This window comes from Bradyrhizobium sp. BR2003 (assembly GCF_009720285.1).
Lineage (GTDB): Bacteria > Pseudomonadota > Alphaproteobacteria > Rhizobiales > Xanthobacteraceae > Bradyrhizobium > Bradyrhizobium elkanii.
In genome coordinates, this window is record NZ_SMYJ01000024.1 from 125,156 (window position 1) to 139,774 (window position 14,619).

General features: G+C 66.0%; 18 protein-coding genes. 8 read left to right on the forward strand and 10 right to left on the reverse strand.

The genetic code is table 11. From position 1 onward, the window contains the following. Positions 1-36 precede the first annotated feature (36 nt). The 3 genes from E2I15_RS16745 to E2I15_RS16755 all read right to left on the reverse strand — a co-directional run bounded on the left by E2I15_RS16745 (position 37) and on the right by E2I15_RS16755 (position 3,948). Entirely contained in the window at positions 37-2,061 is a 2,025-nt protein-coding gene (locus tag E2I15_RS16745) for a pyrroloquinoline quinone-dependent dehydrogenase (RefSeq protein WP_137480069.1), read from the reverse strand. A gap of 72 nt (positions 2,062-2,133) precedes the next feature. Continuing rightward, positions 2,134-3,579 (reverse strand): caspase family protein, encoded by a 1,446-nt coding sequence (locus tag E2I15_RS16750; RefSeq protein WP_170991614.1) that lies wholly within the window; start codon positions 3,577-3,579, stop codon positions 2,134-2,136. A gap of 141 nt (positions 3,580-3,720) precedes the next feature. Beyond that, positions 3,721-3,948: a hypothetical protein gene (locus E2I15_RS16755; protein WP_016848541.1), complete on the reverse strand. Its 228-nt coding sequence runs from the start codon at positions 3,946-3,948 to the stop codon at positions 3,721-3,723. Positions 3,949-4,108: 160 nt separating this feature from the next. On the opposite strand from E2I15_RS16755, the gene E2I15_RS16760 reads away from it, so the two are divergent. Then, positions 4,109-4,561: a hypothetical protein gene (locus E2I15_RS16760; protein WP_137480071.1), complete on the forward strand. Its 453-nt coding sequence runs from the start codon at positions 4,109-4,111 to the stop codon at positions 4,559-4,561. Between the two features lie 171 nt (positions 4,562-4,732). Next, entirely contained in the window at positions 4,733-5,917 is a 1,185-nt protein-coding gene (locus E2I15_RS16765) for a GNAT family N-acetyltransferase (RefSeq protein WP_137480072.1), read from the forward strand. Positions 5,918-6,205: 288 nt separating this feature from the next. Here the strand turns inward: E2I15_RS16765 and E2I15_RS16770 are convergent, their stop codons facing one another. The 3 genes from E2I15_RS16770 to E2I15_RS16780 form a co-directional block, all read right to left on the reverse strand. Then, positions 6,206-6,844 carry an NIPSNAP family protein gene (locus tag E2I15_RS16770; RefSeq protein WP_246668186.1) on the reverse strand — a complete coding sequence of 213 codons (639 nt, stop codon included), beginning with the start codon at positions 6,842-6,844 and terminating at the stop codon, positions 6,206-6,208. Between the two features lie 85 nt (positions 6,845-6,929). Then, entirely contained in the window at positions 6,930-7,595 is a 666-nt protein-coding gene (locus tag E2I15_RS16775) for a DsbA family oxidoreductase (RefSeq protein WP_137480074.1), read from the reverse strand. A gap of 62 nt (positions 7,596-7,657) precedes the next feature. After that, positions 7,658-8,482, reverse strand: a complete 825-nt coding sequence (locus E2I15_RS16780) for a helix-turn-helix domain-containing protein (protein WP_137480075.1) — start codon at positions 8,480-8,482, stop codon at positions 7,658-7,660. 94 nt (positions 8,483-8,576) lie between these two features. Here E2I15_RS16780 and E2I15_RS16785 point away from each other — a divergent pair, with 94 nt between their 5' ends. Then, entirely contained in the window at positions 8,577-8,801 is a 225-nt protein-coding gene (locus E2I15_RS16785) for a hypothetical protein (RefSeq protein WP_137480076.1), read from the forward strand. 30 nt (positions 8,802-8,831) lie between these two features. Further along, positions 8,832-9,230, forward strand: coding sequence for a hypothetical protein (locus E2I15_RS16790; protein ID WP_137480077.1), 399 nt, complete (start codon positions 8,832-8,834; stop codon positions 9,228-9,230). 55 nt (positions 9,231-9,285) lie between these two features. Here E2I15_RS16790 and E2I15_RS38750 read toward each other — a convergent pair whose 3' ends face one another. Then, complete coding sequence (locus tag E2I15_RS38750) at positions 9,286-9,444, reverse strand: hypothetical protein (protein ID WP_016844794.1); 159 nt, start codon at positions 9,442-9,444, stop codon at positions 9,286-9,288. After that, positions 9,444-9,902, reverse strand: coding sequence for a group III truncated hemoglobin (locus E2I15_RS16795; protein WP_137480078.1), 459 nt, complete (start codon positions 9,900-9,902; stop codon positions 9,444-9,446). Before E2I15_RS16795 ends, E2I15_RS38750 begins: the two co-directional genes overlap by 1 nt. A gap of 83 nt (positions 9,903-9,985) precedes the next feature. Between E2I15_RS16795 and E2I15_RS16800 the strand changes: the two genes are divergently transcribed. Next, positions 9,986-10,420 (forward strand): RrF2 family transcriptional regulator, encoded by a 435-nt coding sequence (locus tag E2I15_RS16800; protein ID WP_137480079.1) that lies wholly within the window; start codon positions 9,986-9,988, stop codon positions 10,418-10,420. Beyond that, positions 10,417-10,707: a DUF6522 family protein gene (locus E2I15_RS16805; RefSeq protein WP_137480080.1), complete on the forward strand. Its 291-nt coding sequence runs from the start codon at positions 10,417-10,419 to the stop codon at positions 10,705-10,707. Before E2I15_RS16800 ends, E2I15_RS16805 begins: the two co-directional genes overlap by 4 nt. 7 nt (positions 10,708-10,714) lie before the next feature. Here the strand turns inward: E2I15_RS16805 and E2I15_RS16810 are convergent, their stop codons facing one another. After that, positions 10,715-11,392 carry an SET domain-containing protein gene (locus tag E2I15_RS16810; RefSeq protein ID WP_137480081.1) on the reverse strand — a complete coding sequence of 226 codons (678 nt, stop codon included), beginning with the start codon at positions 11,390-11,392 and terminating at the stop codon, positions 10,715-10,717. 194 nt (positions 11,393-11,586) lie between these two features. On the opposite strand from E2I15_RS16810, the gene E2I15_RS16815 reads away from it, so the two are divergent. Then, positions 11,587-12,159 carry a hypothetical protein gene (locus E2I15_RS16815; RefSeq protein WP_137480272.1) on the forward strand — a complete coding sequence of 191 codons (573 nt, stop codon included), beginning with the start codon at positions 11,587-11,589 and terminating at the stop codon, positions 12,157-12,159. A 114-nt stretch (positions 12,160-12,273) separates the two neighbouring features. Here the strand turns inward: E2I15_RS16815 and E2I15_RS16820 are convergent, their stop codons facing one another. Continuing rightward, positions 12,274-12,999 (reverse strand): TetR/AcrR family transcriptional regulator, encoded by a 726-nt coding sequence (locus E2I15_RS16820; RefSeq protein ID WP_137480082.1) that lies wholly within the window; start codon positions 12,997-12,999, stop codon positions 12,274-12,276. Between the two features lie 113 nt (positions 13,000-13,112). Between E2I15_RS16820 and E2I15_RS16825 the strand changes: the two genes are divergently transcribed. After that, positions 13,113-14,516: a carotenoid oxygenase family protein gene (locus tag E2I15_RS16825; protein WP_137480083.1), complete on the forward strand. Its 1,404-nt coding sequence runs from the start codon at positions 13,113-13,115 to the stop codon at positions 14,514-14,516. Positions 14,517-14,619 lie beyond the last annotated feature (103 nt).

The window sequence follows — 14,619 nt, forward strand, 5'->3', positions numbered from 1 at the left end:
GATATTTTGGCAGCGCGCATCTGCGGCAGGGAGCAGCTAAGCGGATCGCGAGCGGCGGCTCCGCCGCCAGCGCCACAACAGCGCAACGAGGGCGACGAGGACGAGACCGCCGGCCACAGCCTTGGCAGTAAACCGTCCGCCCGGGCGATCGATCAGGCGCGACCACAGCGCAACGCCCTCGCCCTGACGCGGCAGGCGAAATGCCACCACGCTGTCGCCGATCGATGTGCCGGCTTCGGAATGACCGCCGGCGCCGATCGCGACGTACTGCTCGCCCTTCCAGAGATAGGTCATCGGATTGGCGACGCCCGGCACCGGAAGCCGGCCGAGCCATAGTTGTTTGCCCGACCTGGCGTCGAACGCGCGCAGATAGGCATCCATCGCGCCGGTGAACACGAGGCCGCCCGCGGTGATCATAACGCCATTGACCAGCGGCGTGCCGGTATTGAGCGCGATGCCGAGCGGCGCGAGATCCTCGCTGGTGCCGACCGACGCATGCCAGAGGATCCTGCCGGCCTTGAGATCGACCGCCACCGTCTCGCCCCATGGCGGCTTGTTGCAGGGCGACCCGACCGCCGACTTCGCCAGCGCCCGCGACATCGCGAACGGTGCCCCTTCCTGCTGCCCGAATTCGTGACCCGGCGGCGGATTGAAGCCCTTGGCCTGGTCGCGCGGAATCAGTGTGACGATGTGCGCCGCATGGCTGACATTGGCGTAGAGGATCTGATTGACCGGATCGAACGCCGCGCCGCCCCAGTTCACGCCGCCGCCGGTCATCGGATAGATCACAGTGCCTTGCGTCGTCGGCGGCGTGTAAAGGCCCTCATTGCGGGATTGCGCGAGCAGCGTCTCGCAGGCCGAGCTCCCGGTACCGGGCAGCAGGCCGGCGACATCATCGGCTGTTATCCGCTGCGTCAGCAGCGGCGGCACATGGGTCGGGAACGGCTGCGTCGGCGACAGCCTCTCGCCCTCGGCTCCGTTCTGCGGCACCGCGCGCTCTTCCACCGGCCACACCGGCTTGCCGGTGTCGCGATCCAGCACGAAGACAAAACCCTGCTTGGTCGGCTGGATCACGACGTCGCGCTCACCATTGCCGGTGTCGATCCGCGCCAGCGTCGGCTGCGCCGGCAAGTCGTAGTCCCAGACGTCGTGATGCACGGTCTGGAATGCCCATACGAGCTCGCCGGTCTCGATGCGCAGCGCGATGACGGAATTGGCGTGCTCGTCATTGCCGGGGCGCTTGCCGCCCCAGAAGTCCGGACTGGGCGATGTCGTCGGCAGGAACACCAGGCCGCGCTCCTCGTCCACCGACATCGGCGCCCAGACATTGCTGTGGCCGGCCTCGATGCCATTGTGCACGAGCGGATCGAAGCTCCAGCGCGGCTGGCCGGTCCGCGCATCGAACGCGCGCACCGCGCCGAGCGGCGCGTCGACCCGCCGGTTGTCGCCGATCGCGGACCCCACCACGACCACGCCGCGTCCCGTCACCGGCGCCGACGTGATCTGAAACTCGCCCGGCCATTCCAGCTTCATCCCAACGTCTATCTTGATCCCGCCAGCGTTGCCGAAATCGGCGCAGGGCTTGCCGGTCCTGGCATCGAGCGCGATCAGGCGCCGGTCGTTGGTGCCGGTGAAGATGCGTGACTTGCAGGCCGCGCCTTCCGCCGCACGTTCATCCGTCCAGTGCGCGACGCCGCGGCAGACAAAGCGATTGGCCGGCCGCTGCGCCATGCTGACCTTCGGATCGAAACGCCATTTCTGCGTACCGGTGCCGGGATCGAGCGCGATCACTTCGTTGAACGGCGTGCAGAAGATCAGGCTGTCCTCGACGAACAGCGGCGTCACCTCGAACTTGGTGCGCCTCATCACCTCGGGCGGGCGGGTATCGAGATCGCCGGTGCGGAATTCCCAGCCGCGCACCAGCGTGCCGACATTGTCTGATGTGATCTGCGTCAGCGGCGAGAAGCGCTGTCCGCCGCGGCCGCCGCCCCAATACTCCCAGGCGCGCGCCGGTTGAGAACACAGCAGCAGCGCGGCAAGCAGGCAAAGCAGCGACCGCATCGCGTCCTCCCCCAGGATGCGATCACCAGGCACCGCATCTCATGCGGAGAAAGCATTTACGCGATCGACGCGTCAGTATCCACCCCGGCGATTGCCGCCGCCGTAGTTGCCGCGATAACCACCGCCGCCACCGATGCCGATGCCGATCCCGATTCCGATCGGCGGTCCGGCAGGCTCATAGACCACGGCTGGAGGCGGACGGCGCACCACCACGACGTCGTCCTCGACCACGACGCGCGGCGGGCGCTTGCCCGCGCGCCGCGGCGGATCGGGATCGGCACGCTTTTTCACCGGCACGTTGGCCCTCTGCTGCAGCGGCTGTTGGGGCGGCGCGGCATTGCAGGGACAGGTCGGCGCCGCCAGCGCGACGTTGGTCGCGGGCACACTGAGCGCGACGGCGGGTGCCGGATCGGGACGGTAGCGCAGCCGTTCGATCATCTTGCGCGCAGTCGCCGTCAGGTCGGTGTCAGGATATTGCGCGAGGAAACCGCGATAGGCCGCCGCCGTGTTGGCGAGAACAGCGTTATTCCACGCCATCATGCGGCGATGCCGATCGAGCCAGTCGCGTGCCTGCAGGCCACGCGGCGTGCCGGCGAAGATCGCGGCGAAGGCTTCGTAGGATTCGTCGGTGCCGTCGACGACCATCATCTCATTCGCGGCCTCGATCGGCTTGCCCTGCAATTCGCGTTTCCATTCGTCGACGCTGCGTTTGGCCGCGGCCGGCGGCGGCGTTGGTGTGGGCGACGTCGCAGCCCCCGCGATGAAGCGGAAGTCGTCGGTGAGCGAGGACGAGTCCCACGGCGTCTGGCGGCCGTCGGTTGCCTTGTTCACCGCGAGGCGAACGCGCTTGAAGGTGTCCTCGATCGGGATGCCCGGCTCCTTCGCCGAGGCCAGCAACGCGGTCGTGTAGGGGCTGTTGGCGCCGCTGCCGTCCTCCGCTTCCGCGCCCGGCGAGGTCGAGAACGAGACAAACGTGCCGGGCGCGCCGACCTTGGCATCGACGATGGCGAGCCCGTGCCCCGCGGTCTTGCTGAGCTCCGGGAAAGGATTGTTGCGGCAGGCATCGAGCAGCACGATGCGCATCCGGCTCGGCACCGAGGTCAGCGTGTTCAGGATGTCGTTGAGCCGAACCGCCTGGATCGGGATATCGGCCTCGCGCTTCGGATCGACATCGACCGGCACCAGATAGTTCTCGCCGTCGATCTGCAGGCCATGCCCGGCATAGAACACCAGCGCCACGGTGTCGGCGCCCTTCGCCGCCACCTGACCGGCGAAATCGCTGAGCCGTGCGCGCATCTCGTCCTGCGACAGGTCCGATGCGGCCGTCACCGCAAATCCGGCATCGGTCAGCATCTGCGACACAGCCCTGGCGTCGTTGGCCGGATTCGGCAGCGCGGGCACCGACTTGTAGGCCGACTGCCCGATCACCAGTGCCAGCCGGTTTTCCGCCGACACCGGCACGGCGCCGAGCAGGATCGCTGCCGGAACGATCAGGCTGATGAGCGAACGGCGAAGCATGGCGGCCTCCGACAATGACATCGCAGATGGGTCGGAGGCCGTCAGGCCAAGGTTCATGCCGTGCGGCAATGTGCTGCCGACCGACGCCGCTTCGGATGTCGAATGGCTGCCGAGACCTCGCGAGCCCGGCTATTTCGGCTTCTATTTGGGCTTCTTGGCCGGATCGGCTGCCGGCTTGGTGACGCCCCAGGGATCGTATTTCTCCTTGGGCTCGGGGATCCGATCGAGCGCAGCCTTGTAGGCCTTCTCGTCGACCTTGGGCTTCTGCTCCGTCTTCGTATCGCCCCCACCGCCCCCGCGCCGGCCCTGGGCCAGCGTGGGTGTCGCGAGCAGCGCCAGAATGACGGCAGCAACCGTGAAGCGTTTCATGTCAGTCTGTCTCCCCCGCCGCCGCAGCAACATCCGGTAATACCTCTACCCCAACGATAACTTGTCGCTCGACATTTGTTGATCGACAAACCGCCGCATGATGCGAATTCAGCGCCACCAGGGGGGCGCAATCTTGGCGGTGGCACATTAAATTCGCTCAATGGGACAGGGACAAGTACATCTGGCGGCGCTGCTGGCCGGCGCCGCCTTAATATTGAGTGGCTGCGGGCTGGCGGACAGCCACGCGGTATGGCCGGAGGCCTTGAAGGTCAAGGCCGCCGAGCCGGCGCCGCTCGAGACGCCTCCGGACGTCAAACGGCTGGTCGCAGGCAAGCTGGATTCGGTGTTCACCGCCGGTTCACAGCCGACCCATGTGCGGGTCTCCGCCCCGCTGCACGACCCGCGCGGCACCGGCTGGACCGCCTGCGTGCGCGCCGAGCTGACATCGGTGATCGGCAAGCCGCTGGGGACGCAGACCTATCGTGTCTTCATCAATGAAGGCGCGATCTTCGATCGCCGGCAGGTGGAGGCCGACGACAATTGCGTGACGGAGACTTACGAGCCGGTCGAGAGCACCGTTGCGGCGGAAGCGCAACGGAGTGCCAAACCCTAGGGCGTGAGCCGGCGAGCCGGCCGGGCCGCCGCGCACCGGTATGCTGAACGGCCGGTTAACACGACCGCTCAAATTGCCTGCTGGCCTCAACGGCATTTTGCATTTCTTTCCGCTAGCGTTGCCCTGACGAACGCAAGGCCGATCGGCCTCGCGGACTGGGGAAACAGGGACGTGGCCGATATTGCTGACCAGGCAATGATCCACCGTGCATCGCGTAGGGATGCCACGGACGATCGCACGTTGCCGCCGCTGTCGGCCGCGCCGCTCAATGCATGGCGTGCGCTTGCCGCGCGCGCGATCGAGGCCAATGGCTACTATCAGCCCGACTGGGAATTGGCGGTCGATGCCTCCGCGCGCGGCCGCACCGGCGCGACGCTGCTCAGCGCCGCCGGCGATGGCGGGCAATTGATCGGGTTGTTGCCGGTCGTTCCGATGCGGCGGATCTACCGCATTCCCCTGCCCGCGCTGGTCGGCGCCGAACCCTATGGCACGTTGTGCACGCCGCTGCTCGACCGCGACGCCGCCGAGGAAGCGGTGGGCAAGATGCTGCGGCAGGCGCGAAATGCGGGCGCGCATGCGCTGATCCTGCGCACCATGTCGCTCGAGGGCCCCGCCATGGCGGCGATCCGCGCGGTGCTGGCGCGAGACGGGTTGCAGCCGCGGATACTGAGCGCCTATCAGCGCGCCGAGCTAGATGCGACGCGCGATGCCGACGAATTGTTGCGCGATGCGCTCGGGCCTAAAAAGCTGAAGGAGCTGCGCCGTCAGCACCATCGCCTGTCCGACCATGGCGCGGTGCGCTTCGATGTCGCCCGCACGCCGTACGAGGTTGCGACGGCGCTCGAGACTTTCCTTGTCCTCGAAGCCGGTGGCTGGAAGGGAGAGCGCGGCACGGCGCTCAGCCAGCATGCCGGCGATGCGGCCTTCATCCGCCGCGCGACGTCGACAATGGCCGAAGCCGGCCGCTGCGAGATCATCACGCTGCATGCGGGCGACACGCCGGTCGCGGGCGGTATCGTGGTTCGCCACCAGGACCGCGCCTTCTTCTTCAAGATCGGCGTCGACGAGCGCTTTGCGAAACATTCGCCCGGCACGCAGTTGACGCTGGAGCTGACGCGCCATCTCTGCGCCGATCCCGCGATCAAGTCGGCCGATTCCACCGCGGCGCCCGGCCACCCCATGATCGACCCGATCTGGCGCGGCCGCTTCGCGATCGGCGACGTCTTGCTGCCGCTGCGGCGCCGCGATCCGCTGGTGCCGGCCATTCACGCCGCGCTGACCCTGAACAAATTTGCCTACGAAGCCGCGCGCGGCGCCGTCCGCTTCATCCGCAGCCGGCGCGGCAAGCCCGGATAATGCGGTTTACCCTTTCGTAGGCATGCAGACACATCGGGAAACAACGCGCCGCCGCCGTCAGGTTGGTGTCAGCTGGCCCGACTAGCGTTGCGGCGCGCTGGTTCTCAGACGGCGCGCGCCCTTGCTTCGAAAGCCTCATCTGATGGAAACATTGGATGGGGCTTTTTGCCCGCGCTCGCGACGTCCTGACGCCAAAAACGAAAAGGCCGCCTCAACCGGCGGCCACCCTGTCTTGCGCTCGGCGAACCATTGGGAAGGTGGCGCGCCGCGGCGCGACCAGCGCCTGCCTTACTGCAATGGCGAATGCGTCGCCGGCAGCATGATGGTCGAGTGCATCTCCTCGAGCACCTGCGTGCCCTTGCTCAAAAATTCCAGCCAGGCCGGATCCTTCATCGCGTTGCCGCGTGCGGCAGCGCGGGCGTTGAGATCGGGATAGGCCCAGATGTGGCAGACCTCGTTGGGCTGCCCGGCTTCGGTGGTCCAGAGGCCGACGATCTTGGAGTATTTCTCGCGCTCCGGCATCACGCCGGTGATCAGATCGAGCCATTGCTTGGCGCCGCCGACCGGCTTGGCGCGATAGTTGCGGAATTCGTAGATGTTGCCAGATGTCGCCGGCGCCACCGGCGGGATGATTGCATTGAGCAGCCGCACCTCCTGCCGCACCAGCAGCGGACGGATCACCGGAATATACTCGCCGGTCCAGCGCGGATTCTTGGCGAGCTCCGCGCGCAACCGGGTCCGCTCGTTGAGATCGGCGTAGCTCCACATATGCATGACCTGATTGAGCGGACCGATCTCGGTGATCCAGTAGCCTTCCAGTTTGCCGAAATTGTCGGCGCGGATATCGCGCGAGATCGTGCTCGCCGCCTTCACCATCTCGCCGACGGCGCCTGGACGTACCGTGTAGGTGCGCAGCTCATAGATCATGATGGTCTCCCTGACTGTTTCCGATGGACGATGTGGGCAAACGAAAAAGCCCGGCATGAGCCGGGCTTTCGATCTGGATTGCGGACTACTCCGCGGCCTCTGCGTTGATCTCGGCCGAGACCTGGCGGATGGCGCGGGCGAGCTGCTCGGCCGGCTGAGCGCCGGACACCGCGTATTTCTGCGCAAACACGAAGGTCGGCACGCCCGAAATCCCCTTCTCGGCGGCTTCCTGGGCCTGCGCCGAGACCAGCGCGACATCTTCGTCGGTGGCAAGACGCTTGCGCACGTCGTCGGCATCGAGCCCGACATCGCTTGCTGCCTGCACCAGCACGTTGCTGTCGGTGAGATCGCCGCCGTCGCGGAAATACAGCTCCATCAGCCGCTGCTTCATCTCGGCCGCCTTGCCGCTGGCCTCGGCCCAGTGGATCAGGCGATGGCAGTCGATCGTGTTGGGCTGCCGCTTGACGAGCTCGGGATGGTAGGTGAGCCCCTCCTCATTGGCGGCGGCAACCACGCGGCCGGCAATGCCCTTGTAGGCCTCGACCGAGCCGAACTTGGCGGTGAGATATTCCTCGCGGCTGATGCCCTCGCGCGGCACCCAATTGTTGAGAAAGAACGGCCGCCAATGCACCTCGACCGGCACATCCGGCACCAGCTTGAGCGCATCCTCGATGCGATGCTTGCCGATATAGCACCAGGGGCAAACGACGTCGGAGACGATGTCGAGGCGAAGCGGCTTCAGATCGCTCATGGCGGGGTTCCCGGCGGAAATGGAACCGCAAAGGTAGGCCGAAAGCGGCCCGAGACAAGCCGCTATTTCATACTGGCTGCCATCTGCCGCATCCGCTCGGCGGTCAGCTCATCGGCCGGGAAGAACGTCTCCAGCGCCAGTTCCTGCAGCGTGATGTCGACCGGCGTGCCGAACACCATGGTGGTCGAGATGAAGCTCAGGATCTCGCCATTGAGGCGGAGCTTGAAGGGAAGCGCGACGTTGTTGTCGGTGGTGATCGGCGCCGACCGCGCCGGGATCGGATAGGACTTCAGGTCCTGATAGAGCCTGAGCAGCTCCGGATCGGCCGTTGCCTCGCATTGCCGATGCAGCCGCTCCAGAAGATGCGCGGCCCATTCCGCGAGGTTCACGGTGCGCGGCGCGAGGCCCTCTGGGTGGAAAGCAAGCCGCAGGATGTTGAAAGGCTGGCCGAGCAGCCGCTGCGGCACGCCCTCGAGCAGCGGCGCCACCATGCGGTTGGCGGAGACCAGATTCCAGTGCCGGTCATAGGCCAGCGCCGGATTGGGCTCGTGCGCCTTCAGCACCAGGTTGATCGCCTCGCGCGCCGATTTCAGCGCCGGATCGTCCAGCGAGCGTTGCGGGAATGCGGGCGCGAAACCCGCGGCGACCAGCAGCACGTTGCGTTCGCGTAGGGGCACGTCGAGGCGCTCCGCCAGTTTGAGGACCATGTCGCGCGACGGCGCCGAGCGGCCGGTCTCGACGAAGCTCAAATGCCGCGCCGAGATCTCGGCATCGACGGCAAGGTCCAGCTGGCTGAGATGACGGCGCTGCCGCCACTCGCGCAGATGCTCGCCGATCGGGACGGGTTTCGCGGGCTCGGCCCGCGCCATGGATGCATGTGCGTTCATGGTGCAAAACCTACCATGCGGAATTCGCCCGTTCCATTACGCCTGAGGTAATCGAATTGGCGCGCCGGCCGGCTCATCTTTGACGGCACAGGAGATGACCATGCTGATGCTGTCCCTTGTCCGCGCCCTCGCCGTCCTGCTCCCGTGGCTGGTGCATCTGGCCACCTGGCTGCTGGCGCGCTCGCTCAACATGCCGCAGCCGCTCGTGCACGCGACCGGCGTGTTCGTGTTCGCGCAGGTCTATGCGGTCGAGATGAGGGTCGGCAAGGCGCTGTGTCCGCTCCGACTGTGGCGTCAGCTGCAGTCCCTGTTCCGCTGACCACCCACGCCAACCAGAGGAGATCCTGCCATGATCCATTCGTCCCAGCTGCTGCGCCGCGCCTTGCTTGCCGACGCGATCTTCAGCGGCGTATCCGCCATAGCCATGGTGCTCGACGCCGGCGCGCTGGCGCCGCTGCTCGGCCTGCCGGAAGCGCTGCTGCGCGAGACCGGGCTGTTCCTGATCGCCTATACCGCGCTGGTCGGCTGGCTCGGCACGCGCATGTCGGTGCCGAAGCCGCTGGTGATGCTGGTGGTCGTCGGCAATGCGGCCTGGACGCTCGCCAGCATCGCGCTGCTGCTGTCGGGCGCGGTGTCGCCGAACCTCTTCGGGACCATCGTGATCCTCGCCCAGGCGATCGCCACCGGCGTGTTCGCCGAGCTGCAATATGTCGGCCTGCGCCGCAGCGGTGAGGCGGTCGCGGCGTAAACCGAATACCGGACGTGACGAGCGGCCGTCGCGGCAAACGCGGCGGCCCTTTCTGTCAGCTCAGCACGACCGCGACGATCATGCCGGCAAAGGTCAGCGCCAGGCCGATGATCAGCATCGGCACCAGGCTGCTGCCGGAAAACGGATCGGCCTGATCCTGATGAAACCATGCGCCGTCGATGGCGCGCGCGATTGCCTTCGCCCTGTTCCTCATTACACTGCTCCTGCTTCGCTTCGCCTGTAACGCTCGCCGACCGCCAGCATCACGCCCTGTCCGCTGGCGACGCCCATCTCGAGGCTCGAGGCGATGCGCCGCGCACGATCGATGAAATGCGCCGCGGCCGCGGGCGGGCACAGCTCGGCCGCGGTCCCCTCAAACAGTTCGAGCCAGCGGTCGAAATGCGCGGCGTCGATCGGCAGCGGCATATGCTTGACCATCGGCGTGCCGTGATAGCGCCCGGTCATCAGCGCAACCGAGGACCAGAACGCGCACATCTGGGCCAGATGCGGCTCCCAATTGCTGATCCTGCTCTCGAACACCGGCCCGATCATCGGGTCCTTGCGGACCTTGGCGTAGAAGGCGTGCACCAGCCGCTCGATCATGGCCTCGGTGATCCCGGTCCGCGCGACAATCCCGGCGGTGATCTGCTCGCGGCGCTCCGCCCCTGTCATGGCTCACATCCTAAATAAGTATTTCATATGCCTATTTAGACTGCTATAACTGATCCGCCAAGTGCTGATTTCGAAGGGCTTCCATGCGCCTGACATCGTTCACGGATTTTGCGCTCCGCGCCCTGATGCGGCTGGCCGGCGAGCCGCACCGGTCGTTCGCCACCGGCGAGATCGCGGCCGAATTCGAGATTTCCCGCAATCATCTTGCCAAGGTGGTGCGCGACCTCGCCGAGGCCGGCTTCATTGCCACCCAGCGCGGCGCTGGCGGCGGCTTCTCGCTGGCGCGGCCGGCGGAGACCATCACCCTCGGCGAGGTGGTGCGCGCGCTGGAGGGCGGCAGCCCGCTGGTCGAATGCTTCAGGGATGATGGCGGAGACTGCCTGCTGCTGCCGCGCTGCCGGCTGAAGGCGAAGCTTGCGGCGGCACGCGAGGCCTTCATGCGCGAGCTCGACGGAACGACGCTCGCCGAATGCGCCTACCTGCCGCGTCCCCTCCGCCATACCGCGAGGGCATCATGAAGACGATCGCATTCGCGGACGGCGCGTTCGAGGTTGACGCCCATATCGTCGCCGAAGGCCTCGGTATCGCAGTTCCGCTGCTGCAGGCCGGGATGCGCTCAGGCGCGATCACGACGCGCTCGGAGCGCGGGCTCGACGCCGATCAGGGACGCCATCGCCTCACATTCTTCTCGGGGAGCAAGCGTTTCCGTCTCGTCATCGACGAGCACGGCACGATCATCCAGCGCTCGACGCTGGATTTCGGCAATGCCCCGTTGCCACGGGCGGCGCACCGGCCGAGCGGCTAGGGATCTCTCAGGCGTTCAGCGCCCGAGCGGTGCCGCGCTTCGACGAGGCAACCTTCTTGCCCGCCGCGTTAATCAGGCTGTGGCCATTGAGGTGTTTGCCGTTCAGCGCCGTGCCGTTGGCGAGCTTGCCGTTTGCTTGGGCAGCCTTCTTCGCCTTCGCCTTCCGCTGCCTGGCCCGCTCCTCGGCGAGCTTCTCGGCCTTGCGCTGTGCCTTCCGCTCGGCCCTTTCCTTCAGCCGCACCCGCTCCGCCCTCGCCTCCGCGCGCTTCTTCTTGCGCTTCTTCTCGCAGGCATCGCACTTGCAGCCGATCGGCTTCAGATAGGCTTTGAAATAGTCGGTTCCGTAGTCGTAATTGATTTCGTCGCCCGGCTCGATGTCCTTGATGGCGCGGATGAACACCTTGCGCTTGCGTGGGCGAACGTCGGATTCCGCGTTCGGCCTGCAGGCGTGGTTGATATAGCGAGCGACGTTCTCGCGGACCGAGCCGTCGATGGTCCAACGGTTGGTGAGCTCGAACAGATATTTGTTCTCGATCGCGTCCTCATCCTTCTTCTTCGAATCGAGCAACGGCCCGAAATAGCGGATGATCTTGGTGCCTTTCTTGATCGGCTTGGTGGCGAAAAGGCCAAGACCGGTCCGGGAACGGCCGACGCGATAGGGCTTGTTGGATGATATCGTGGGCATGACGATCAAGGTTACGGCACGCAAGTGCACGCGACAGAAGTTGCGAAGCCGCCCTTCTAGGACGATTCCGCGCGCCTGTCAGGTGTTTCCCGCGTGTCTATTGAACCTTCCCCAGATTGCATATGTCAGACACAAAGTAACGTCCGGATCCCAGGTTTCCCCCGATGAAATACCTCGCTTTTGCAACAGTCGTTATGGCGCTTGCCGGTGCAAATCCTGGTCGGGCCGGCTCTGAGACGATCAGCAGCAGCTACACATCGACCGCGCCGAAGGCCTGCCGCATGATCGGCAGGCCCAGCGAGGAGGATGGCAGCACCACCAGGGTCTGTCCGGGAAAATCCGGGCTCGTGGTGCTGATCAACGAGGGCGATCTGCGCGAAGTGGTCTCGGTGGGCCGAAACCGCGAGGCGGCAGCCAGGGAACCGGCGGCGCAGGCCTGGTTCGGCCCGTTCAGCTCGACCGGCGATACGGTCGAATGGCGTACAGCCGGCGGCAAGCCGTTCGCGATCATCCAGCGCTGGCAGATCGCCGACAACAGCGAGCAGGACAAGCGCGGCGGCCCCGTCTCGCGGGCGATGCTCGCCGTGACCCGGCTGCCGCCGGGCGATGTCTGTCATGTCGCCTATGTCGACGTCGCGGCCAATCCCGACGCCAACGCGCTGGCGCGGCAGGTCGCCGACGATTTCGCCCGCGATTTCAAATGCGGCACGGATCCGGTGAAGACGATCGGACAGAGCGGCCGGACCACGTCGCTGACCAAACGCTAGCGAGCGTCTTCGAGCGAAGTCGACGCCGGTTCGGGTGGTTCGGAGGTTTCCAGGGAACGCGCGGTGATCGTGCCATGCCGCGGTCAACGCGCCGGCACGACAAGGGTTGCTTCGTTACGGCCGCGCGGAGCGGCCTGCGGACAATCGCAGCATCGCGGTCAACAACATTTCCGCGGATGTGCCCTCGGGCGACCGATCCAGAATCGTCTTGAGGCGTCCGTCGAGCAGCAGCATGGTGAAACCATGCACCAGCGACCAGGCGGACGCGATCGCGGCGGCCTGGTCCAACGTAAGCTGCTCCTTGGAAATCTGCTCGTGCCGGCTGGCGCCGACGCCGCGGGTCAGCCCCGCGAACGAAGCCTCGGACGCCTCGTGCAGCGACGGCCGCGAATGATCGAGCCGCTCACTGCGGAACATCAGCCCGTACATGCCGGGATGTGCCTGCGCATAGGCAACATAAGCCTTGGCGCTCGCCACGCCCTTCTCGGGCGTCGTGGCCGCCGAAGCGTCCGCAGCCGCCATCGCCAGGCCAAATTGCCGGAAACCGATCGCCGCGAGTTCGCTGAGCAAACCGGTGAGATCGCCGAAATGATGCGTCGGAGCGGCGTGCGACACGCCGGCCTCGCGGGCCACCGCACGCAATGTCAGTCCCGCCAATCCATCACGCTCGAGCACGCGCTCGGCGGCCTTCAATAATGCCTCATGCAGATCGCCGTGATGATATGGCGTGTCGTTGGCGCGGCGCCGCTGGGCCGGACGAGCTGCCGCGGTCCGTGCAATCCGGCGGGTCGGGGCGCGTGCCGCGCGAGTCGCCTTGTTTTCTTTGGAGATTCTTGCCATGCGGCCGTTATATGTCGCAATTTTTACACTGTAAAGATTTTGCTTGACGATCGGCGGCGTCAACCCTACTGATATCTTTACGATGTAAAGATCATAGTGCAGGGAGATGCGGAATGCTCGACCAGGTCACATCCAATGCGGCGCGCACCAATCTGGCGCCGATCCCATTCGAGGCCGACGCGCCGTTCCTGAAGATCTCGGGCGAATTGCCGCGCGAGCTGAACGGCACGCTCTATCGCAACGGTCCCAATCCGCAGTTCGAGGCGCCGGGTGCGCACTGGTTCGTCGGCGACGGCATGCTGCACGCCTTCCATCTCGAGAACGGTCGCGCCAGCTATCGCAACCGCTGGGTCCGCACGCCGAAATGGCAGGCCGAGCACGATGCCGGCCGCGCGCTGTTCGGCGGCTTCGGCCGCAAGCTGCCGGATGCGCCGGCAACGACCACGACCGACGGCGGCGTCGCCAACACCAACATCATCTTCCATGGCGGCCGCCTGCTCGCGCTGGAGGAAGGCCATCTGCCGACCGAGATCGAGCCCGGGACGCTCAATCGCCTCGGCTATTGCGACTACAAGGGTGCGATCACCGGCCCCTTTACCGCGCATCCGAAGATCGATCCGGTCACCGGCGAGATGGTGTTCTTCAGCTACAATGCCGCGGGCCCGCTGACGCCGGCACTGTCGTTCGGCGCGGTGAGCTCGTCCGGCGTGGTTACGCGGTTCGAACGCTTCGAGGCGCCCTATGCCAGCATGGTGCACGACTTCATCGTCACCGAGAATCATGTGCTGTTTCCGATCCTGCCGATCACCGGCAGCATGCAGCGCGCGATGAAAGGACAGGAGCCTTACGCCTGGGAGCCGGAGAAAGGCGCCTATGTCGGCGTGATGAAGCGCAGCGGCGTATCAAAGGATATCGTCTGGTTCCGCGCCGAGACCTGCTACGTTTTCCACGTGATGAACGCATGGGAAGACGGCAACCGCATCATCGCCGACGTGATGCAGTTCGAGGAAGCGCCGCTGTTCAACCATCCCGACGGCTCGCCGACCGACCCGCGCAAGAACCGCGCGCGCTATTGCCGCTGGACCTTCGACCTCTCCGGCAACACCGACCGCTTCACGCAAACCTATCTCGACGACCTCACCGGAGAATTTCCCCGCGTCGACGATCGCCGCGCCGGATTTGCCAGCAATCACGGCTGGTACGCCTGCGCCAACCCCGATCTGCCGATGTTCGGTGCGCTGTCGGGCGTCGTGCATGTCGACGGGCGTGGCAAGCGGCTCGGCCATTATCTGCTGCCCGCCGGCGATACGATCTCCGAGCCTGTGTTCGTCGAGCGCAGCGCCGACGCCGCGGAAGGCGACGGCTGGCTGCTCGCGGTGGTCTGGCGCGCCCGCGAAAACCGCAGCGACCTCGCCGTGTTCAACGCGCAAGATGTCGAAGCGGGCCCGACCGCGCTGGTCCATCTCGGTCACCGCGTGCCGGATGGATTCCACGGCAATTGGGTGGGGGCGGAGTAGCGAACGATCGCTCCGGATCAGAGCGCCAATCTCTCCATTCGTCATGCCCGGGCTTGTCCCGGGCATCCACGTCTTTGTTCACCGGAAAGACCGTCATGGCCGG